The organism is Kangiella spongicola (assembly GCF_003194565.2).
Lineage (GTDB): Bacteria > Pseudomonadota > Gammaproteobacteria > Enterobacterales > Kangiellaceae > Kangiella > Kangiella spongicola.
In genome coordinates this window covers 1,060,986-1,081,886 of record NZ_QICH01000001.1, presented here as the reverse complement: position 1 = coordinate 1,081,886, position 20,901 = coordinate 1,060,986, and the positions used below count along the sequence as shown (strand labels likewise).

Below are 20,901 nucleotides of genomic sequence, written 5' to 3'. Positions count from 1 at the left end.
CATAAGATTTTACCGCCCAAACTGGTATTATAACGGTGGATTTTTAACCGATAATGACATTCGAGATATGAATATTCTAATTAAGCTTTTGGCAGCCTTGTTGGTTCTCGCTAGCAGCAACCTTTATGCTACTAACACCATAGATCTGAATGCGATCCTGGGTGAGCAGGACTCTTTACTAAAAGTCGAGGAAGCGTTTCAGCTCAGCGTCGATATTGTTGACGATAAGGCTTTGGTGAAATTTGATATCGCCGATGGCTACTATATGTATTCTGAGCGAATGCATATATCGAGTCCAGACGCCGAATTAGGTGAGCTTTATATCCCCGAAGGCAAAGTCAAAGACGATCCTTATTTAGGTCTCACCCAAGTTCACTACAACTTCCTCGAAGCATCCGCCGTTATTCTTCAGGCCAATGGAGATTTCACGTTAGTCGTCGATTATCAGGGCTGTGCCGAAGATCGCTTGTGCTACCCGCCAACCACAACTGAAGTAAAACTCAACCATTTCGTTGGCACAGCGAGCACTGTAGGTACAACGAGCAATGTCGATACAGCGAGTAATAATTCAACAGCAGAATCAACTCCTACGAGTGACAGCCAAAGCCAAGCCTACGTCAGTGAACAGCAAAAGCTGTCACAACAGTTGACCACTTCAGGCTTACTGTCAAACTTCTTCTCGTTTCTACTGATTGGCATTGGTCTTGCCTTCACCCCTTGCGTCTTCCCGATGATGCCAATTATTTCGGGGATTATCGCCGGCCAGGGCAAAAATATTTCGACGCGCAAGGCTTTTGGTCTGTCGCTGACCTACACCCAAGCGATGGCCATTGTTTATACCATTCTTGGCATCGTCGTCGCCTTAGCCGGCCAGTCTATTTCAGGCTATTTCCAGAATCCGGTTGTGGTGATTACGGCGGCCATAATTTTTGTCCTTTTGTCGCTTTCGATGTTTGGCTTTTATGAATTACAGCTACCCTCCAGCCTACAGGCTAAACTTAGCGAGCGCAGTAATCAGCAGAAAAAAGGCAGCTATATTGGTACCGCCATCATGGGCGCTATTTCAGCCGTTATCGTCTCGCCCTGCGTTACCGTTCCTTTAATTGCGATATTATTGGTCATCGCCCAAACTGGCGACGTGGTACTTGGCGCAGTTTCGTTATACGGCCTCGGTGTTGGCATGGGGATACCACTCATCATTATTGGTGTGACTGGCGGCAAGTTGCTACCGAAAGCAGGCCCTTGGATGGATGGTATTAAGGCAGCCTTTGGTGTTGCCATGCTGGGCGTTGCGCTCTACTTGGTTAAACACTTACTTCCTAGCTACTTATACATGTACGCTTGGGGTCTGTTGGCGATTATTCCGGGATATTACCTATTCAGTAACCAACTGCCTCGAGCGGGCTGGAGTAACCTGTTTAAAGGACTGGGCCTAGCCGCAATGCTTTACGGAGTCCTGCTTTTTATTGGTGGCGCACAAGGTCAGAAAAACCTATTGCAACCTCTTGGGCACATCAGCCAGGCGAGCAAGCAAAGCGCTACAAGCGATATGACGGCACAGTCTGGGCATTTGAGCTTTAAGCGCGTTAAAACTCTTGGTGAGCTAAATTTGGCGGTTAAAGAGGCGAGTGCTCAGGGTAAAACCGTGATGCTCGATTTCTTCGCGGAATGGTGTGCGGCCTGTTATGAGTTTGAAGAAAAGGTCTTTACCGACCCTAAAGTGATAGCGGCGCTTAGCAATACTGTGTTGCTTCAAGCGGACGTTACCGCTAACGATGCTGATGATGTGCAGCTGTTACAGGCTTATGATGTGTTGGGTTTGCCAAGTATTATGTTTTTTAACCTCGAAGGTAAGGAGCTACCCAGCTTTCGCGCCACTGGCTTTGAAGAGGCTGAGCAATTCGAACAACGAATTCGCGCCGCCTTCAACCTTTAGCTAATTAGTAGCCCTCAACAAAAAAGCCCTGAACGTCTTTTTATTGAACATTCAGGGCTTATTATTTATTAAGCTATTATTTCAATATTGCTTAGACTAAATACGTTTATGAAGCTTTGCTTCTATTTGGCTTCAATCTTCGCAACCTATCCTTGGCTCTTTCGCGCATCGACTTACGGACCACATAGTGCTCAATAAAGACCGTGCTTCGAGGTTGTGTTTGCGACCAAATTACGCCAAGTAACACCAGTCCAGCGGCCATATACTGCACGCCATTAAGCTGCTCATCCAATATTAACCAGCCGAAAAATAAAGTGCCTATAGGCAATAGGTTCATCATGCTACCGACTTTGCTCGCGGTCATGGTTTTAAAGGCATAGTTGTAGCAGGTAAAGGCGAAAATATTAACACCGAAGGCCAAAAACAAGATGGCGACGATCGCTTCTGTCGAAACGTCGGTAGGTATCACCGTGTCTTGAATCAATAAGAACGGCAGGAAAAATATCGTTCCTACGATCATCTGTAACAAGGTTAAAAATACTGGCGAATAACGCTGGGATAATTTTCTCGCTAGCAAACAATATGCAGCTGCCGCCGTGATGGCACCAAACTCCAAGGTATTCCCTAACAATGGATTACTCGCATGCTCAGAGCTTTCGCCACTGAGCGTTAACCAAACCACTCCAGCTACAGCCATTAAACAGCCTACGATAAGACGGCTGTTGAGCTTTTCTTTGAGCAAGTAATAAGCCGCTACGGCAACCATGATCGGCTGTAAAGAGGTTATCATGCCTGCTTCGGACGCTGTAGTGTAGGTTAAGGCGTAGCTTTCGAAAATGAAATACAGGCAAGGCTCACAAAGTGCCAGTAGCAACAATAGCCACCAGTCACCCTTTTGATGCTGTTGCTTCTTGCCCATAGATGGCAAAAAGAATATCAATACCGCCGCAGCAAGAATCATACGTAAAAAGACCGTCAAAATAGGTCCGAACTCAGCTATCGCATACTTCATTGCGACAAAGGATCCAGCCCACATGACAATGGCACATATCAAACCAATCATTGCCAAATGCTTTTGAACGTTTTTGTACATGCCCTGCTCCAAAGGTGGCTTAGCCGAAAAGGCCTATTCTATGGCGCTATGCTTGATAAGAACAACGATCTTTTTTCATTATCACAATTAATATAAATAATGGATCACAACCAATATTAGTAATTAATCATCAACTACAGCAGAGGTCGGAAAGAACAAAACAAAACAGGAGCCTTTACCCAGTTCACTCTGAACAGAGACTGTGCCATTAAAGCGTGCCATGGCCGCTTTAACAAAGCGTAATCCAAGCCCAATCCCTTTAATCTTCGCCATTTCGTGGCGACGTATTCTTGAAAATGGTTTAAATATGGTTTTCATCTGCTCTTTATCAATCCCTTCGCCTTGATCCGAGACCATAACCCTTACTCCATCTTCGGCTTCTTCAAGGGTAATTTCCACTTGGCTCTTAGCCGGCGAATACTTAATCGCGTTGGTCAGTAGGTTAACAATAACCCGATCTAGCAGGTCCTCATTCGCCTGTAACCAAATATCATCATAGCTGGCAAAATCAAATTTTAGTTCTATTTCTTTATCACGAGCAAGCGGTCGCGCTATCGCTAAAGCATTATCAATACTGTTGAGGATTTCCACGGGGTATAAAGGCATTTCAATGCCACTTTCGGCACGGGATAACATCAAGAAGTGCTCAGCTAAAGACAAGCTCGACTTGGTCAAGCGCTCAATTTCAGCATTAAGTTCATCTACCGTGAGGTCGCTTTGTTTATTTTGATACTGATTTAAAAGCGCTAACACAGAAGTCATAGGCGAGCGAAGATCATGCGAGATAAAGTCAATCATCTCTAACTGACGCTGCTGTTCACGCTTAATCAAGGTTATATCGGACATGTTAATAATCAGGAAATCTTGCCCCTCGACATTATCCAGTAACGAGATACCGATTTTGTAATAGCGCTTTCGAGCGTTTAGCGCCTGCACTTCACGGCCTATGCCATCCACCATGACCTTTTTAATTTCCTCGGACCAATCCGAGCCAACTTGCAAGGTCAACTGATTAAAAACCTCGAAAATATCTTTGCCAAGAGACACACTCAGATATTTTTTAGCTTCCAGATTGGCATAAAAAACTACGCCAGAAATATCAACCAGCAGCACCGCTTCCGACATCTTATCCATGGTTTTTTCGACAAATCGGCGCAGGAAGTTTATTTTCTTAATTGCGACTTCGACCTGCGAGACCTTTTCTTCGACAACGCTTGCAGCCGGAGCCTGTTTTTTCTGCACAAATGTTGACTGGCGATATAGCTTATAAAAAAGTTTACGCTCGTCATCAGTCTGCTCTCCGACATCGATCAACCATCGTTTCTTGTTGATATCAATAGGGATACTTCTATCAAACGCAGCAATATCTTCGACACCTTCAGACCAACCTTGGATTAAGTTTAGTCGTTTCCAGAATTGAAAGTGTTTTTCATAACTCGACTTCACTTCAGGCTCAAAACTGTTTTTAACCTCATACTGCAAGCGTTTAACTGTATTGATGAAAAAGGTCATATTGGCCACTACCGCGCGCCATACCCACATCAAATAGCCTAAAACCATGACGATAGCTGGTGTTACTAACGGCAACCAATAGCCCGCCCCGTGAAGCAGCATCCAGCTTGCAAAAAGCAACGTAAAGGCCAGTAATAACACCAAATATACGTTGTGCCTCGGCAAAGATCTCGGAATCAGCATAAATAGTGCAAAAACCAATAGCGCCGATAGCACACTGACAAAATTCTGACTCATCGGCAGAATTAGAGTGTTGTTGGCAAGGCCTTCATACAAGGTAGCGTTTATTTCAACGCCCGACATTACCTGACCATCACGATCCACCGGTACGGGTAAGAAGTCCGCATTACGCGCGGCGGTCGCCGTCACCCCAACAAATACCACACGATCTCGTAGCGCATTTACGTCAACTCTGCCTTCAACCAAATCAACAAAACTGATTTTTGTGAAGAAGTCTTTATTTTCTTTATAAGGAATTAACGCGTAGTGAGTTTTTTCTATTTTTGTAAGATTATACGAATACTCAGCGCTCTGATGGCTTTCAAAGGGGAGTCTGTAAACTTCATGACCATCCGCAACATCGAGAACTTCCACCGCAAATGTGCGCCAATAAGGCTCACCCAAGCCCGACTTTAGATAGACACCCCGCGCGATATTGTCTTTGCTTAGTTCGAAGTGAACAAGGCCGAGCCCAACACTGGCTTGGTAGAGCTCTGGATAGGGTTGTAATTCAACCAGCTGGCCACCCTGGATCAGCTCGTCAATCACGACTGGAAAAATAACTTTGCCATTATTTTTTACCGCTTGCGTTAAGGCTTCGTCGCCGGAGCCACTCAACTTATCGAACAAAACATCGTAACCAACCGCTTTTACTCCAGCTTCTGTTAGTCTGTCGATAGCTCTAGCATGCAATTCTCTTGGCCACGGCAAGGGCCCATATTCCCGCAAGCTCTTTTCGTCCATAGCGATAATCACAACTTCCTCAGAATAGCCCTTTTCCTGCACACGGAGCATTCGATCATAGACCAACAACTCTAGAGGTTGTAAAACCTTAAAGTAGGCGAGAAAGAAGGTGATTATGGCCAGTATCGCTGCAAAGGCGATACCCGCTTTTGTCAAAAATCGACGGTTAACGAACAATATAAAAGCCTTAAAGTATTAGTATAAAGAGTAATATTGAACCGATTCCGAAGGCGGTTTTACCATTACCTTCGGGTTCAACGACGACACTTTTCGTTTCAGAAAAGCGTCCCTGATTATAGGGACCATGCGCTGCCACTCGGATGTATAGCTCTGACTCGGGTAGTTCTTCTAACACTAAATGACTGGTCTGGCTTTTACCCTCAGAAACGATATTGCTGAAAGTCTCGTCACTACTGACTTGCCACAAGTATTGCTCAGCGAGTGGCACCGCCTGCCAGTCCACGGTTAATGTATCTTCTGTGGTTATCGTTTTATCAGATAAAGACAATTCTGGTGGTTTTGGTCGCTTTACATCGAATCGTTTAAGCGTCGAATATTGCCCAAAACCATGAATGTTACCGGCAGCAACACGCCAATAATAAGTGCCCGCGGGTAAGCCTTCTGGTAGCTGATGAGTGTTATTCTTTAGTTCTTGTTGCGTAACAATATTCCTAAACTGGCGATCTTTCGCTAGCTGCCAACGGTATTGTGTCGCGCTAACTGACTCTTCCCACGAAAACTCTAGTGGCTGCCCAGCGATATATTGCTCATCAAAAGCTTTTAACTGAGGACTTCTAGGCACGGGCGATATGGTAAAATGGTGAATCGTATTTAAGCCCTGCAAACCGTCTTTATCTATAGCCCTTAGGCGTAGTGAGTACTCGCCAAGATTAACTTCTGGTAAGCTCACCTGGTGGCTACTAACCTGTGCTTTGTGGACTAAAGTGGTTAAGGCTTTATCTTTAAACAGTTCCACTTGGTAACTTTTCGCCTCATCAATCGGTTGCCAAGTTAAAGTCACTGGATGCCCTAGGTATTTACTGCGTGGATTAACAAGTTTAGGTTCAGCCAGCAGCTCTTTTGGCTTCGCTAGCGGTAGTTTCGCCGAGGTGATCAGTCCATAGCCTTCTTTAACTGACTCTTTATTTTCATGCAATTGAACTGAAACAGTTCCCTCGTTGACCTCGTTAAAGACAATCCCGTCATCCTCTTTATCCAAACGCACTCGAAACTCGGTGCCTCGAACTGTGGCTACCGCAGAAGGCGTTTGTACTTCGAAGTTCGCCCCTGGGCCACGCAAGTGTTCGACACGCCCTTCGGCGGAGCCTTGCATCAAGCGCACACGGCTGTCAACCATCCCCGTCTCACCCCACTTGGTTTGGACGTCGAAGATCAGCTCTGAGCTTTCGCCCAATAACAATTCCGAGCCATCAGCAAACAGCAATGCCACACTGGAATTTTTATTCGTTACAAGGATGTCGCCCAACACCAGCTTATGCGCTTTGTTTAAAGTAGCCCTCACCCCTCTACGCACAAAGTAAGCTTCACCGTTAATCGCACTTACTGAAACTTCGGCCGGAGCAAACTTAAGGTATTCCATAGGGAACTTAAGGGTCACCCCTGGCGGTAGCTGGCGATCAAGCTTTACATTGTTGTACTTTTGAATCTCTTGGAACTTCAGAGGATCTTTTAGGTATTTGTGTGACAGGCCCCAGATGGTGTCGCCTTTTCGTACGGTATAAAGCCAGTCCTCAGCGAAGCACTGAGGAGCCAATAGAGCTATAAGTAACACCGCCGAGCATAAAATACCGCGACTAGACTTCATCGAATTTCCTTTGTTCAGAATATTAAGACAAGCTTAATTTAGCCTGCACGCAATAGCGACGCAAGCTTATACTGCAACACTCGGCTCCATAAGTTCTTCTAAACGGTAGCCGTGCTGATAAACGGTTTTGATTCGATAGCCACTTTCCGCTCTTATACTGAGCTTGCGGCGCAGCGAGCTCACATGAGCATCAACAGTTCGGGTGCTGATTTCAGACTCGATGCCCCAAATATGTTTGAGTAGGTATTTTCTTGAGAAAAGTCGGCCAACATTTTTAAATAAAATTAACGCCAACTCGTATTCTTTGGTGGTTAAGGTTGCAGGCTCACCGTTGACCAACACTCTACGATGCTGCTGATCGATGGTAAAAGGCCCAACCTCAATCTGTTCTTCCTCATCAAGTAGCCCAGCACGACGCACTAATGCATTCAGTCGAGCCAATAGCTCAGAACGTCTAAATGGCTTAATCATATAATCGTCGGCGCCTTTCTCTAGCGCAGCTACGATATCCTGCTCAGCATCACGATTGGTTACAAATAGGATAGGACCTTGCCAATTCATAAAAGAACGAACCTGCTCCAAAGCTTCGATGCCTGACATATCTGGCAGCTCCCAGTCGAGGATTAACAAATCGAACTCGTCCGTCTGTAGAGTCTCGAGGAAAGACTCGGCACATTCACAGTGAGTGGCTTGATAGCCCGAATCTTGCAAAATTGCCATTAGTGCGTCCGCTTGAGTTTTGTCGTCTTCAAGGTATAGCAACTTTAAATCTTCGTACATGGTGTCTCCTTTCTGGGAAAGCTTTTATTATTTGAACTGGAGCAACTGTTAGCTCCTATTTGTGCAAGTTCCGTATAGTATAGTGTTTAACGCTATCAGATTTTAAACAAATGTAAAATAGGGGTTTCCCCCTAGTGCCAAGCAAAACATAAAATTATCAAAGAAGTCTGACCACGCTTGCAAAAAGTGGTTATTTGTTGGTAATTTACTGTAAAATGCACCAACTTTAAAAAACTGCTTATTTGCAGGATTTTCAAAGGTCGCTACAAGCAAGTTATCACTTTTAGCGATTTTAAACAATTTTAAGCGATATTAAAGAGTTTTGGAGACTGAATGGCGAAATTACTGCTTCTGCATGGTCCTAATTTGAATCTTTTAGGGCAGCGCGAGACCGATATTTATGGCGACTTGACGCTAGAAGCCATAAATTCGGCTGCGAAAAAGCAAGTAGAAGCAGCAAATATCGAATTTAGAAGTCTACAAAGCAACTCAGAAAGCCAACTAGTAGACACCATTCAGCAGGCAAAAGCTGATAACGTGTCACTAATTGTTATTAACCCAGCGGCTTATACGCATACCAGCGTGGCTATCCGCGATGCTTTACTAGCGGTGGAAATTCCATTTATTGAAGTGCACTTATCGAACCCTCACCGTCGTGAGCCATTTCGTCATCACTCGTACTTTAGCGATATCGCTGAAGCAGTGGTCGCCGGTTTCGGTGCTGATAGTTATCGATATGCACTTGATGCAGCCATTAAAATCATCCAGAAAAATTAATAGTAGGTAGAGACTATGGATTTACGTAAAATTAAGAAGTTAATTGAACTCGTTGAAGAGTCGGGCGTTGCTGAGCTTGAAATTCAAGAAGGCGAAGAGTCGGTTCGAATCTCACGTTCATCTAGCGCTCCAGCGCCAGCTCCTGTTCATTATGCGGCAGCTCCAGCGCCACAGGCAGCACCTGCGCCAGCACCACAAGCTGCTCCAGCAGCCGAATCTGCACCAGCTAAAGAAGAAGTGAGTGGCCACAAGGTACTATCGCCAATGGTTGGTACTTTCTACGCGGCACCATCTCCAGGCGCTAAAGATTTCGTTGAAGTTGGCCAACAAGTCAAAGCTGGCGATGTGTTATGTATCGTCGAAGCGATGAAAATGATGAACCAAATCGAAGCTGACGTTTCAGGCACAGTAAAAGCGATCCTAGTGTCTAACGGTGAGCCAGTCGAATACGACGAACCTTTATTCATCATCGAGTAACCCTCTAAACGAGTAGGAATTTGTTATGTTAGAAAAAGTGGTCATAGCCAACCGTGGCGAGATCGCACTGCGCATATTGCGAGCCTGTCGTGAATTGGGTATTAAAACGGTTGCGGTTCATTCAACAGCCGATGAAGACTTGATGCACGTTCGTTTAGCTGACGAGTCGGTATGTATCGGCCCACCGTCAGCAACAGACAGCTACCTCAATATTCCAGCGATTATCTCAGCCGCCGAAATTACCGACGCCGTGGGCATTCACCCAGGTTACGGTTTCTTAGCAGAAAACGCTGACTTCGCCGAGCAGGTTGAACAAAGTGGCTTCACCTTTATTGGTCCAAGCGCTGAAGTTATTAACCTGATGGGCGATAAAGTATCAGCCATCTCAGCCATGAAAAAAGCTGGCGTACCTTGCGTACCAGGCTCTGACGGCCCGCTAGGTGATGATGATAAAGAAAACCTAGCGATGGGTAAGCGTATCGGCTATCCAGTGATCATCAAAGCTGCCGGCGGTGGCGGTGGTCGTGGTATGCGCGTGGTGCGTAAAGAAGAAGAATTGCTTAACGCTATTTCTTTAACCAAGTCAGAGGCCGGTTCTGTTTTCGGTAACGACATGGTTTATATGGAGAAATTCTTAGAAACTCCACGTCATATTGAAATCCAAGTCCTAGCTGACGGACACGGCAACGCGATTCACCTAGGTGAGCGTGACTGCTCGATGCAACGTCGTCACCAGAAAGTGGTCGAAGAGGCTCCAGCTCCTGGTATTACTGATCAAATGCGTAAGCATATTGGTGAGCGCTGTGTTCAAGCGTGTAAACAACTTGGCTACCGCGGTGCTGGTACTTTCGAATTTTTGTACGAAAAAGGTGAGTTCTACTTCATCGAAATGAACACCCGTGTTCAGGTCGAGCACCCAGTGTCGGAGCTTATTTCAGGCGTCGATATCATTAAAGAACAACTTAGAATCGCCAGCAATCAACCGCTGTCGTTCAAGCAAGAAGATATCGAACTGAAAGGTCACGCCATCGAGTGTCGTATCAATGCCGAAGATCCGGAAACTTTCATTCCATCTCCAGGCGTCATCAAGCGTTTCCACGCACCAGGTGGCCCAGGCATCCGTATCGACTCACACATTTACGCCTCCTATAAAGTACCACCTTACTATGACTCAATGATCGGTAAGTTGATCACCTACGGCGAAACTCGTGAAGTCGCGATTCAGCGTATGCAGATGGCGCTAGAAGAGATTGTTATTGACGGTATTAAAACCAACATACCGCTTCAACAACGCATTCTTGCCGACGCCAACTTCCAAAAAGGTGGAACCAACATCCACTATTTGGAACAGCATATGTTTGGCGATAAAGACTAAACGTCGATATATGTAAGCAAAAAGCCGGCAACTGCCGGCCTTTTGTTTTAAAGACCTTTTTTCATTAAGGCTTAGTTATCCTCTTCATCCATTCGCACACTAAACTTAATATTCTCATAGTTATTATCTGCATCAGAGATCTGGTTTTGTTCACTTAATAGTCCCTCTGATTGTAACTTGATTGCAATGTCCAGAATAAGATCGTTACGCAAATCTTCATCATTGTTTAAGGGCACTTTAGAGTAAAAATCAATATCACATACAGCATCCTCGCACTGTACCTGATTGACTTGTAAATCTTTGGCCTCAAAAAACTGCTCAAAATCATCCTGCATAAAACGTGTTAACAGATCAGTTCTGTAGTCAGAACCGAACTTGGTCAAGTTTTCCTCAGGCTTATTTTTAGAGTAATCCGACCTGCTGACTCATGTACTTTCTTGATCGATAGGACTCAAACTTCTATTTAGTTTTTCCTCACCTTTTTCTTGTTGGCTTACCTCTATTTCAACCTCTGGTGATGTCTTTTCAAATTTAGCCTCATTCTTTTCATTATCCACAGGTATTATTGACGTTTTATTTTCCTCTGCTATTCCTAATTCAGAATCTCCAACCTTATTTGTCGAGTAAATGAGAAGTATAGCACTAGCAGCAACCGCTACTAGTGCTAAAACTATAACTGATTTTGTATTCATAAAGACAAATCCTTACGGCTCTCGTGCATAATAAGTCCTCACATAAATCACCATTAGCCTTTCTCATTAAGCACGTCACATTTCCATTGCCTGACGGTTTACACCTAACCACCTCATCTGCATAAGCAGGCTGTGGGAAAGTTGCTAGTAGGAGCCAACTAAGGGCTACGATTGATAAAAATTTCATTATTTCTTCTTGCTATATGATTTTATTATTACTTTTTCAACCCATCAAATATGCGGGCACCAATAAAGTACTTCACTCGTACAATTAAATCAATTCCATATAATATTAAAAATATACTATTACTTATTGTATGCATCCTTATAATACTATCAAAACCTCTTCACCCTTTATAAAGTTATGGCTTGGATCCAGCTTAAATTCGACTATAAACATTCCGACGCCGACAGCTTAAGCGATCATTTGATGGAGCTTGGTGCGCTGGCGGTGACATTTCTTGATGCAGAAGATAAGCCTATCCTAGAGCCGCTTCCTGGCGAGACGCCCCTTTGGGAACACCTGATCGTATTGGCGCTGTTCGATGCGGAAACGAATACGCAGATGATGGACGGTTTGCTCGAAAATAGCGACTTTTATCAGCACTTTGGTGACAGTTATGAGTGGGAAATTATTCGTGACCAAGACTGGGAGCGAAGCTGGATGGATAATTTTAAGCCGATGAAGTTTGGCGAGCGCGTTTGGATCGTGCCTAGCTGGTGTGAAGCTCCCGAGCCGAATGCCGTGAACATTAAACTCGACCCGGGTTTGGCTTTTGGTACTGGCACTCACCCGACAACTTCTTTGTGTTTACAGTGGTTAGACGGTTCTGATTTAAGTGGCAAAATCGTTATAGATTATGGCTGTGGCTCAGGCATTCTAGCCATTGCCGCGCTGTTGCTTGGTGCTGAAAAAGTGTATGCGGTAGATATCGATCCGCAGGCGATTGAAGCAACCAAGCAAAACCTCGAACGCAATGGCATTCAAAGTGAGCGTCTAGTTCTCGGGCTACCTGATGAGGTCGAACTGCCTAAGGCTGATATTTTAGTCGCGAATATTTTGGCTGAACCCTTGCGTCAGTTGGCAGAATCCATTGCAAATTCGGTGCAAAGCGGCGGAAATCTGGTATTATCGGGTCTGCTCGAAAGTCAGGCCGAAGAATTAAAACAGCTTTACAGTCAGTGGTTTACTATGGGTCCAGTAGCCAAAGAAGAAGACTGGGCGCGACTTTCTGGCCAAAAATTAGCGACACCTTAGACAATAATAACCTTCTGCCTTTGGCTTGATGATTGAATAACGCATTATGAGTGAAACCTTTTTAACCAACTGTCCCCACTGTAAATCAGTGTTTAAACTGCGTAAGGAGCACCTTGAAGTTGCTTCGGGGCACGTCCGTTGTGGTAACTGTCACTCATTATTCCTCGCCACCGACTCCCTCGTTTCTTTAGACAAAGAAAGTCAAAAGGCACAAATGTCTGAGACTGTTGAGGAAGCTGAAGAGCAAGTGGTTTCAAGCGCCATTCCCGAGCTGACTCAAATCGATAAAACAGACCACTATCAACTAGAGATCGAAGAAGATACCCAGGAAATCACGGACAAACCACATTACATCAAATGGTCTTTTTACGGCCTTGCAAGCCTGATACTTATTTATTTAGGTTTCTGGTTCTTTTATCTTTGGCCCAACCAAGCCACGCTCGGGCAGCAAGAAGGCTGGCGTCCAATCTATCAAGCTTCCTGTTCGGTATTTGGCTGCCAACTCGCACCACGCCAAGATATTAATCAATATCGCGTTAACGCCATCGAGGTTAATATTACCCGTGGCGGGCAAAAAGAGGTCAGTATGGTGCTCAAAAATGTAGCAGATTTCCCCCAGCCCTACCCTAAAATGCGCGTTATTTTAAGTGACATCAAAGGCAAGCAATTCCCTAGCCCTGTCTATAAACCGCAGTATTATTTGCCACAAGTGAATCACAACGATTTGATCCAGCCTAATCAGTCGGTTCACATCGCCTTCACCTTCAATAACGAAATCGCCGACTATAGTGGCTACCAAGTCGAACTCGTTAAATAGTTCTTATACTTTAGTGTCTTAGTTAACACTGGTCATTTGTCAAGCAAAATATTGTTGGTTTTTTAAACAATATTCGTTCAAAAGCCCCATGAAAAAGTGTATGATCGGCGACCTTAATTTGAACCCACAGTGTTGATACTCAAGCATCTGCACGGTTTTAAGCGATGCGTTGGACAGTAGCTGACTCATTATGCAAATAGCACACTACAAACTCGATAATCCGTTAATTCTTGCACCCATGGCTGGTGTAACGGATCGTCCTTTTCGTATTTTGTGCAAAGAGCTTGGCGCAGGTATGACGGTTTCGGAGATGATGGCTTCAAATCCCAAACTGTGGAATACCAAAAAAAGCCTGATGCGTAGTGATCATAGTGGCGAACCCGGTATCCGCTCGGTTCAAATTGCTGGTGCAGAGCCTGAGATGATGGCTCAAGCCGCTCAACATAATGTTGAGAATGGCGCTGAAATCATCGATATCAACATGGGTTGCCCAGCTAAGAAGGTTTGTAAAAAAGCAGCTGGCTCAGCGCTTCTGCAATACCCTGACTTGGTTGAAGACATCATCAAGGCGGTGGTTAATGCGGTCGACGTGCCGGTAACGCTAAAAATAAGAACAGGGTGGAATCCTGATAATCGCAATGGTGTCGAGATTGCGAAAATTGCGCAGGACAATGGTATTCAAGCGTTAGCTGTCCACGGCAGAACCCGCGCTTGTAAATATCAAGGGTTTGCAGAGTACGACACTATGGCGGCAATCAAACAGGCGATTGATATCCCTATGATTGCCAACGGCGACATCACCAACCCTGAGAAAGCAAAGTTCGTACTGGAATATACCGGTGCAGATGCTTTGATGATAGGTCGAGGGGCACAGGGGAACCCCTGGATATTTCGTGAGATTTGGCACTATTTGCAGACGGGAGAGTTCCTAGAAGCACCCAGTATTGAAGAAGTTCGCACGGTCATGATTCGTCATGTCCAAGGCCTTCATCAGTTTTACGGTGATCACATGGGACCTAAAATCGCTCGCAAGCACGTTTCTTGGTATTTGCAAGAACAGGCCGACAGCAAAGAATTCCGCAGCACCTTTAATCGTATCGATGACGGCGCTGAGCAAATAGACGTTTTAAACCTTTATTTTGAACAAAAGCAACAGGCTAAAGCAGCATGACAATTTTTGACACGACAACTAACACTCAAGCAGCTCTTAATCAGGCACCTCTTTCACAAGGAGTTGCACAGGGCGACACTTCAAGCTTCCAATCTAACCCTACTTTGCGTGAGCACGTTGCATTCTCTATGCAGCAGTATTTGAAGCAAATGCATGGTCAACCTTTGAACGATGTGTACGACTTAGTTTTATCACAAGTTGAAGAGCCGCTTCTGCGCGCCATCATGGAGCACACTCGTAATAACCAAACTAAAGCTGCAAAAGTCCTAGGCTTAAACCGTGGTACTTTGCGCAAAAAGTTAAAACGTTACAACCTACTGTAAAATCGACCAATTAAAATTAGAGTTCTGAGAACTGCTAATCACAGTCCAACTCTTAATTTTTAAGGAGCTACAACATGTCAAACTATCGTCCGGTGAAGCGCGCCCTGATTAGCGTTTCTGATAAAACTGGAGTAGTTGAATTCGCCAAAAGAATCAGCGCAAAAGGCGTTGAAATTTTATCTACTGGCGGCACTGCAAAATTATTACGCGACAATGATATTACAGTAACTGACGTTGCTGATTACACCGGCTTCCCTGAAATGATGGATGGCCGTGTAAAAACGCTACACCCAAAAGTTCATGGTGCTATTCTGGGTCGCCGTGGCATGGATGACAGCGTCATGGCCGAGCACGACATCATCGGTATCGATATGGTCGTGGTCAATCTTTATCCGTTCGAAAGCACTATCGCAAAAAGCGATTCTACGCTGGAAGATGCTATCGAAAACATCGATATCGGCGGCCCTACTATGGTTCGTTCTGCGGCTAAAAATCACCAAGATGTAACGATCGTCGTAGAAAATGAAGACTTCGACCAGGTTGCACAGCAAATCGAAGAAAAAGGCGCAGTGGATAGAGACATCCGTTTCCGCCTAGCCGCTAAAGCTTTCGCCCACACGGCGCGTTATGACGCTGCTATTTCAAACTACTTAGGCGTACAAGCGGCTCAAGAAAATAGTGAATTCCCGCCAACCTATTCTGTGCAATACAAAAAAGCACAAGACATGCGTTATGGTGAGAACCCACACCAAAACTCAGCGTTTTACGTCGAGCATGACCCACAAGAAGCAAGCGTTTCAACCGCAAAGCAGTTGCAAGGTAAAGCACTATCTTACAATAACATTGCCGATACTGACGCTGCTCTAGAATGTGTTAAAAGCTTTGAACAGCCAGCTTGCGTTATCGTAAAGCACGCTAACCCTTGCGGTGTGGCTATCGCTGATACTATCGGCCAAGCTTATGACTTAGCATTCGCCACAGACCCAACCTCTGCATTCGGTGGCATTATCGCTTTCAACCGTGAGCTTGATGCTGAAACAGCCAAGGCTATCGTTGAGCGTCAATTTGTTGAAGTTATTATCGCACCTAGCATTAATAACGATGCGAAATCAATCGTTGCCGAAAAGAAAAATGTACGTTTATTAGAGTGTGGTCAGTGGGAACAAGCCGTTCCTTCTTACGACTACAAGCGCGTCAACGGTGGCTTGTTAATCCAAGATCGCGATTTAGGTATGGTGTTCGACGATGACCTACGTATCGTTACCAAGCGCCAACCGTCTGAAGAAGAAATGCGCGACTTGTTATTCAGCTGGAAAGTTGCCAAGTTTGTTAAATCAAACGCTATCGTTTACTGCAAGAATGGCCAAACAATCGGTGTTGGCGCTGGTCAAATGAGCCGTGTTTATAGTGCTAAAATTGCTGGCATAAAAGCAGCTGACGAGAATCTTGAAGTTCGTGGCTCTGTCATGGCATCTGACGCTTTCTTCCCATTCCGCGATGGTATTGATGCGGCAGCTAAGGCGGGCATCACCGCTGTAATCCAGCCGGGTGGCTCGATTCGTGATGACGAAGTTATCGAAGCTGCAAACGAAAATGATATGGCCATGGTCTTCACTGGCATGCGTCATTTCCGTCACTAAAACAGATCTAAGGAACGACGAGTGAACGTATTAATTATCGGAAGTGGTGGTCGCGAACATGCTTTGGCATGGAAGGCTGCCCAGTCTGACAAAGTAACTAAAGTCTTCGTTGCGCCTGGCAATGCTGGTAGCGCACTGGAAGACAAAGTTGAAAACGTGAATATTGGTGTTGAAGCGATCGATGAATTGGTCGCTTTCGCTAAAGACAATCAGGTAGGACTGACCATTGTTGGCCCAGAAGCGCCACTAGTGATTGGTGTTGTTGATTCCTTTAATAACGCCGGCCTTAAGTGCTTTGGCCCAACCAAAGGTGCCGCACAACTTGAGGGTTCTAAAGCTTTTACCAAAGACTTTTTAGCACGTCACAAGATCCCAACAGCGGCCTATCAAAACTTTACTGAGATCGAGCCTGCGAAAGCTTACGTTCGTGAAGTGGGCACGCCAATTGTCATCAAAGCCGACGGTTTAGCTGCCGGTAAAGGCGTTATCATTGCGCAAAATGAAGCCGAGGCTGATGCTGCGATCGACGATATGCTTGCTGGCAATAAGTTTGGCGATGCTGGTCACCGCGTGGTGGTAGAAGAGTTTTTACAAGGCGAAGAAGCGAGCTTCATCGTTATGGTCGATGGCGAAAATATTTTGCCATTAGCCACTTCTCAAGATCACAAAGCCCGCGATAATGGCGACAAAGGCCCTAATACTGGTGGCATGGGTGCTTATTCTCCTGCGCCTGTGGTGACGCCTGAAATGCATGATCGCATTATGCAGCAAGTGATAGTGCCAACAGTTGAAGGTATGGCTAAAGAAGGCCATCCTTACACAGGCTTCTTGTATGCTGGCGTCATGATTGATAGCGACGGTGTGCCGAAAGTTCTTGAGTTTAACTGCCGCTTCGGCGACCCAGAAACTCAACCTATCATGAGCCGACTCAACTCGGACCTGGTAGATCTGTGCTTAACTGCAGTTGATGGCAAGCTAGACACGGCTAAAGCCGAGTGGGATCCTCGCGCGGCAATCGGTGTGGTCATGGCCGCAGGCGGTTATCCGGACAGCTATCCTAAAGGTGATGTTATTACTGGCCTAGACGCAGTCAATGATATCAACACGATTGGTAAGGTGTTCCACGCTGGCACTGCTGAAAAAGACGGCAAAATCGTGACTAACGGTGGTCGTGTTGTGTGTGTTGTTGCCTTAGGCGACAGCGTTACAGAAGCTCAGCAAAAAGCCTACCAAGCGGTCGATAAGATTAGCTGGGATAAGGTGTATTACCGTACTGATATTGGTCATCGCGCTATCGCTCGTGAGCAGTAATCATAAGTATTAGTCTCGACTGACTGTTCTAAAGGCGCTTCGGCGCCTTTTTTCATGCATGCGAAAACTATTTAATTCTATGAAACGATTCTTATGTGCTTTACTCTAATAGATAAACCACTTCGTGTTACACTGGTTTGGACTTTCGAGTAGTGAAATAATAAGGATTTAGAATTTTCTCGTGCAATCAAAAGCAACCCCTAAGAAAAGCTGGCTTAAAACAACACTAAAAATAACTCTGTGGTTTTTACTACTGATCACACTAACGTTAGCCATCGCCTACTGGACAGCCCCTTCGTGGGTTCCGAGCCAAATTAGTAAATTTCTGCCACCGTCTATAAAACTACAAAACCTAGAATTCAAAAGACCAGGTCTTACCTCGACCGATATCGACAATCTAACACTGGTGCTATCAACGTCTGTACCGGAAGGCGACGATATTGATGCCCGCAATAGTTACACCGTAAACTTAAAACAGGTTAGGTTAGGCTACTCTCTATGGCAGCGCAAACTTACCTCAATTTCAGCACAAAGCGCACACTTACAATGGCCAGAGTCACGCTCTGGTAACCAACAAAGTGAAGTAGCCCAGACTATCCCTTTACCTAACTTACCTGTCTCTGACATTGTTATTAAAAAGCTAACACTCGACGGACTGACCGTTCAGTCCATCCTTGCCAATGATATTACAATAAAAGAAACTCCCAATAGCGTCAGCCTAAGCTCCCAGCTTGTTTTTCTTGATAAAGAGTTCGTGATTGAGGCTAAGGCTCAAAGAGTAAAGCAGACACTGACACAACTTTCAGCAAGAGTGACACAGGCTGGAAGCCAGCTTACCGTAGAAGCCGAACCGCACTCGACGAAACACTGGAAGTTTGATGCTAAGGGGCTACTAGACATCACTGAATTTTATGCTGAGCCCGGTATTGAGCCTAGTATTGAACCGGTTCAATTTGATCTTGTAGGATCGCTTGAGCTCGATGATAGCATCTCCTTGAACTTGCTCGACACTAGCTTGTTATCGACTCAGCTCGATGCCCAGAAGCTCGGCTTAATCACGAAAATCGACGAGTTGCTTCAGGCAAACTATATCAACTCAAACCTCAAGCAACTAAACCCTCAGTACCACCTAGCTTTATCGCCTGTAGAAAGCGCTAATTTTCTATACCACCCTACCAAGCAGCAATTTTCGATAGAACATGGGCGATTAGATATTAATGTGATGAACCCTGCCGTGACTGCAGCGGTATCCTTATCCCAACTGCAACTTGATCTTAATCAAGCCCTGACCGCTGAAGCGCAACGGGCACAAATGATGCTCTCATTAGCGGTCAATGGCATAAGTGCAAAGTTTAAGTCGCCCGAACATCAAGCCAAGTCAGACACTCTGAATTTCTCGATGACCACGCAGGCTCTGTTACATCAATCTTCTTTGTTGATTAAGGACGCTAGTGCAAAAGTTAGCTTAGCTCCTGTAAGCTACCGCGGTAATAACTCGACCGCCACAGTTGCGCAGAATAGCTGGACCCTAAAAGGTCAGTCCGCTATTCATTTTGCAAATGCCAAACAGAATAATCATCAATGGAATCTGAGTTTAGACAAACCCGTCAACCCAACGTTACAGCTTGATGCCGAGCAGTTCTCAGCCAAGGGTGTCTCGGCACAACTTAATTACACCCAGAACACAAAAGCCCCTAGTGGCTTGCTCACCGGTAACTACCAGCTCAATCAGTTATCGTTAAAGCAGCAACCGTTAAATTTAAGCGGACTCAAAGGCAGCATACAGTTTGTCACCAATCAGTCGCCAAAAGGTCATCTCTCCTTTTCCAGCGCCAACTACAAAGGTCAACAAGTAGGTTTTTCAAATATTTCAGGCGTACTTGACTGGAGCAAGTTAAACGATCGCTTTCTTGCTCAAGGAAGCTTAAGCCACCAACAGTCGAAGGTCCCTTTTAATTACCAGTTCAATCTAGCCAACTCCAAACATAACCTTAAAATCAAGCAGTCTTCGTTACCCGTTTCCACTATTAGAAGCTGGGTTACAGTGCTTAAAGACTATCCTCAACTTAGCTTTAATGCCGGTAATCTGGAGATCAGCTCCCTCGATGGCGATCCGGTAGGACTATTCTTTAACGGCAAGCTCAAACTCGACAAATTCAATCTTAAATATGATGAGTTTGAGGTTAAGAATTGGACCATCGAAGACTCCCTAACCCCGAGTTCTAAACTATCCGGTACCCTAAAAAGTCATATCGAAAGTATTGAGCTGGCGACAGATATTGCGATCACCGATATCTCCTTTTTAATGCCACACACGATTGATAGTGTTGAGATCATCGATCTAAAGGGTAAGCTTTTAAATGGCACAATAGGTATTCCTAACCTCACCATTAACAAAAACGGAATTTCACCATTTATCACTAACCTCCGCTCCATTGATATTAATGCTTTACTCAAAGCATTGAATAGCCAAGATTTAACATTAACGGGTCGCTTTGACTTTACTTTGCCCTTGACCGTTAGTGAGCAAGGACAACAAATCACCAATGGCCACTTTAAAGCCTTAGGTGAGGGCATCATAAAGCTTAAATCCAAAGATAGTAAAAATGCCAATATTGCTTTCCAAGCCCTTGAAAATTTTCACTATAAAGAGTTTTCTGGCACGATTAATTACAATCTAGAAGGTGATTATACTATCGCTTTGAGTGTTCTTGGTTCGAATCCAAACCTTTATAATGGTTTCCCAGTAAAGCTCGATCTGACCTTGCGAGGGAAATTACCCAAGCTTCTCTACTCGATGATTGTAACTGGGGATATGACGAAGCCTATATTGGATGATTTAAAGCAACAGCAAATTCTCAACATTCAGTAATAATTCATGTTATTGTTTTATACTGTGTAACATGGCTCATAGCACTTATGACATATACTCAATAAGCGCTTGAAATAAA

At 44.9% G+C, this 20,901-nt stretch carries 17 protein-coding genes; 11 read left to right on the top strand and 6 right to left on the bottom strand.

Features of this window, described 5'->3' with window-relative positions:
- The first annotated feature begins 67 nt into the window (after nucleotides 1-67).
- Nucleotides 68-1,936 (top strand): protein-disulfide reductase DsbD, encoded by a 1,869-nt coding sequence (dsbD, locus tag DL796_RS04920; protein WP_110200541.1) that lies wholly within the window; start codon nucleotides 68-70, stop codon nucleotides 1,934-1,936.
- A 106-nt stretch (nucleotides 1,937-2,042) separates the two neighbouring features.
- Here the strand turns inward: dsbD and DL796_RS04915 are convergent, their stop codons facing one another.
- The 4 genes from DL796_RS04915 to DL796_RS04900 all read right to left on the bottom strand — a co-directional run bounded on the left by DL796_RS04915 (nucleotide 2,043) and on the right by DL796_RS04900 (nucleotide 8,109).
- Nucleotides 2,043-3,029 carry a DMT family transporter gene (locus DL796_RS04915; protein ID WP_110200540.1) on the bottom strand — a complete coding sequence of 329 codons (987 nt, stop codon included), beginning with the start codon at nucleotides 3,027-3,029 and terminating at the stop codon, nucleotides 2,043-2,045.
- A 123-nt stretch (nucleotides 3,030-3,152) separates the two neighbouring features.
- Nucleotides 3,153-5,660 carry a CHASE2 domain-containing protein gene (locus DL796_RS04910; protein ID WP_196597952.1) on the bottom strand — a complete coding sequence of 836 codons (2,508 nt, stop codon included), beginning with the start codon at nucleotides 5,658-5,660 and terminating at the stop codon, nucleotides 3,153-3,155.
- A 31-nt stretch (nucleotides 5,661-5,691) separates the two neighbouring features.
- Nucleotides 5,692-7,329, bottom strand: a complete 1,638-nt coding sequence (locus DL796_RS04905; protein WP_110200538.1) for a FecR domain-containing protein — start codon at nucleotides 7,327-7,329, stop codon at nucleotides 5,692-5,694.
- Between the two features lie 66 nt (nucleotides 7,330-7,395).
- The gene (locus DL796_RS04900; protein ID WP_110200537.1) at nucleotides 7,396-8,109 is read right to left on the bottom strand and encodes a response regulator transcription factor; all 714 of its coding nucleotides are present in this window, start codon (nucleotides 8,107-8,109) and stop codon (nucleotides 7,396-7,398) included.
- Nucleotides 8,110-8,442: 333 nt separating this feature from the next.
- Here DL796_RS04900 and aroQ point away from each other — a divergent pair, with 333 nt between their 5' ends.
- Genes aroQ through accC form a run of 3 tightly spaced genes read left to right on the top strand, consistent with a single transcriptional unit; the run spans nucleotide 8,443 to nucleotide 10,738 of the window.
- Nucleotides 8,443-8,886, top strand: coding sequence for a type II 3-dehydroquinate dehydratase (aroQ, locus tag DL796_RS04895; protein ID WP_110200535.1), 444 nt, complete (start codon nucleotides 8,443-8,445; stop codon nucleotides 8,884-8,886).
- 15 nt (nucleotides 8,887-8,901) lie between these two features.
- Nucleotides 8,902-9,363 carry an acetyl-CoA carboxylase biotin carboxyl carrier protein gene (gene accB, locus DL796_RS04890; RefSeq protein WP_110200534.1) on the top strand — a complete coding sequence of 154 codons (462 nt, stop codon included), beginning with the start codon at nucleotides 8,902-8,904 and terminating at the stop codon, nucleotides 9,361-9,363.
- Nucleotides 9,364-9,388: 25 nt separating this feature from the next.
- Nucleotides 9,389-10,738: an acetyl-CoA carboxylase biotin carboxylase subunit gene (gene accC, locus DL796_RS04885; protein ID WP_110200533.1), complete on the top strand. Its 1,350-nt coding sequence runs from the start codon at nucleotides 9,389-9,391 to the stop codon at nucleotides 10,736-10,738.
- Between the two features lie 71 nt (nucleotides 10,739-10,809).
- Here the strand turns inward: accC and DL796_RS04880 are convergent, their stop codons facing one another.
- Complete coding sequence (locus tag DL796_RS04880; protein ID WP_110200532.1) at nucleotides 10,810-11,121, bottom strand: hypothetical protein; 312 nt, start codon at nucleotides 11,119-11,121, stop codon at nucleotides 10,810-10,812.
- Nucleotides 11,122-11,163: 42 nt separating this feature from the next.
- Nucleotides 11,164-11,430 carry a hypothetical protein gene (locus tag DL796_RS04875; protein ID WP_110200531.1) on the bottom strand — a complete coding sequence of 89 codons (267 nt, stop codon included), beginning with the start codon at nucleotides 11,428-11,430 and terminating at the stop codon, nucleotides 11,164-11,166.
- 364 nt (nucleotides 11,431-11,794) lie between these two features.
- On the opposite strand from DL796_RS04875, the gene prmA reads away from it, so the two are divergent.
- From prmA to DL796_RS04840, 7 genes are all read left to right on the top strand, one after another.
- A complete protein-coding gene (gene prmA / locus DL796_RS04870) occupies nucleotides 11,795-12,688 on the top strand; it encodes a 50S ribosomal protein L11 methyltransferase (RefSeq protein ID WP_110200530.1) in 894 nt (297 codons plus the stop codon).
- A gap of 46 nt (nucleotides 12,689-12,734) precedes the next feature.
- Nucleotides 12,735-13,505, top strand: a complete 771-nt coding sequence (locus tag DL796_RS04865; protein WP_110200529.1) for a zinc-ribbon and DUF3426 domain-containing protein — start codon at nucleotides 12,735-12,737, stop codon at nucleotides 13,503-13,505.
- A gap of 190 nt (nucleotides 13,506-13,695) precedes the next feature.
- On the top strand, nucleotides 13,696-14,676 hold the full coding sequence (gene dusB, locus DL796_RS04860; RefSeq protein ID WP_110200527.1) for a tRNA dihydrouridine synthase DusB: 981 nt from the start codon (nucleotides 13,696-13,698) through the stop codon (nucleotides 14,674-14,676).
- Nucleotides 14,673-14,999 (top strand): DNA-binding transcriptional regulator Fis, encoded by a 327-nt coding sequence (gene fis, locus DL796_RS04855; protein WP_110200525.1) that lies wholly within the window; start codon nucleotides 14,673-14,675, stop codon nucleotides 14,997-14,999. The genes dusB and fis overlap by 4 nt, the downstream gene beginning before the upstream one ends.
- A 74-nt stretch (nucleotides 15,000-15,073) precedes the next feature.
- A complete protein-coding gene (gene purH / locus DL796_RS04850) occupies nucleotides 15,074-16,639 on the top strand; it encodes a bifunctional phosphoribosylaminoimidazolecarboxamide formyltransferase/IMP cyclohydrolase (RefSeq protein ID WP_110200523.1) in 1,566 nt (521 codons plus the stop codon).
- Between the two features lie 21 nt (nucleotides 16,640-16,660).
- The gene (gene purD, locus DL796_RS04845; protein ID WP_110200521.1) at nucleotides 16,661-17,950 is read left to right on the top strand and encodes a phosphoribosylamine--glycine ligase; all 1,290 of its coding nucleotides are present in this window, start codon (nucleotides 16,661-16,663) and stop codon (nucleotides 17,948-17,950) included.
- 181 nt (nucleotides 17,951-18,131) lie between these two features.
- Entirely contained in the window at nucleotides 18,132-20,822 is a 2,691-nt protein-coding gene (locus DL796_RS04840; RefSeq protein WP_110200519.1) for an intermembrane phospholipid transport protein YdbH family protein, read from the top strand.
- The last annotated feature ends 79 nt before the right edge of the window (nucleotides 20,823-20,901 follow it).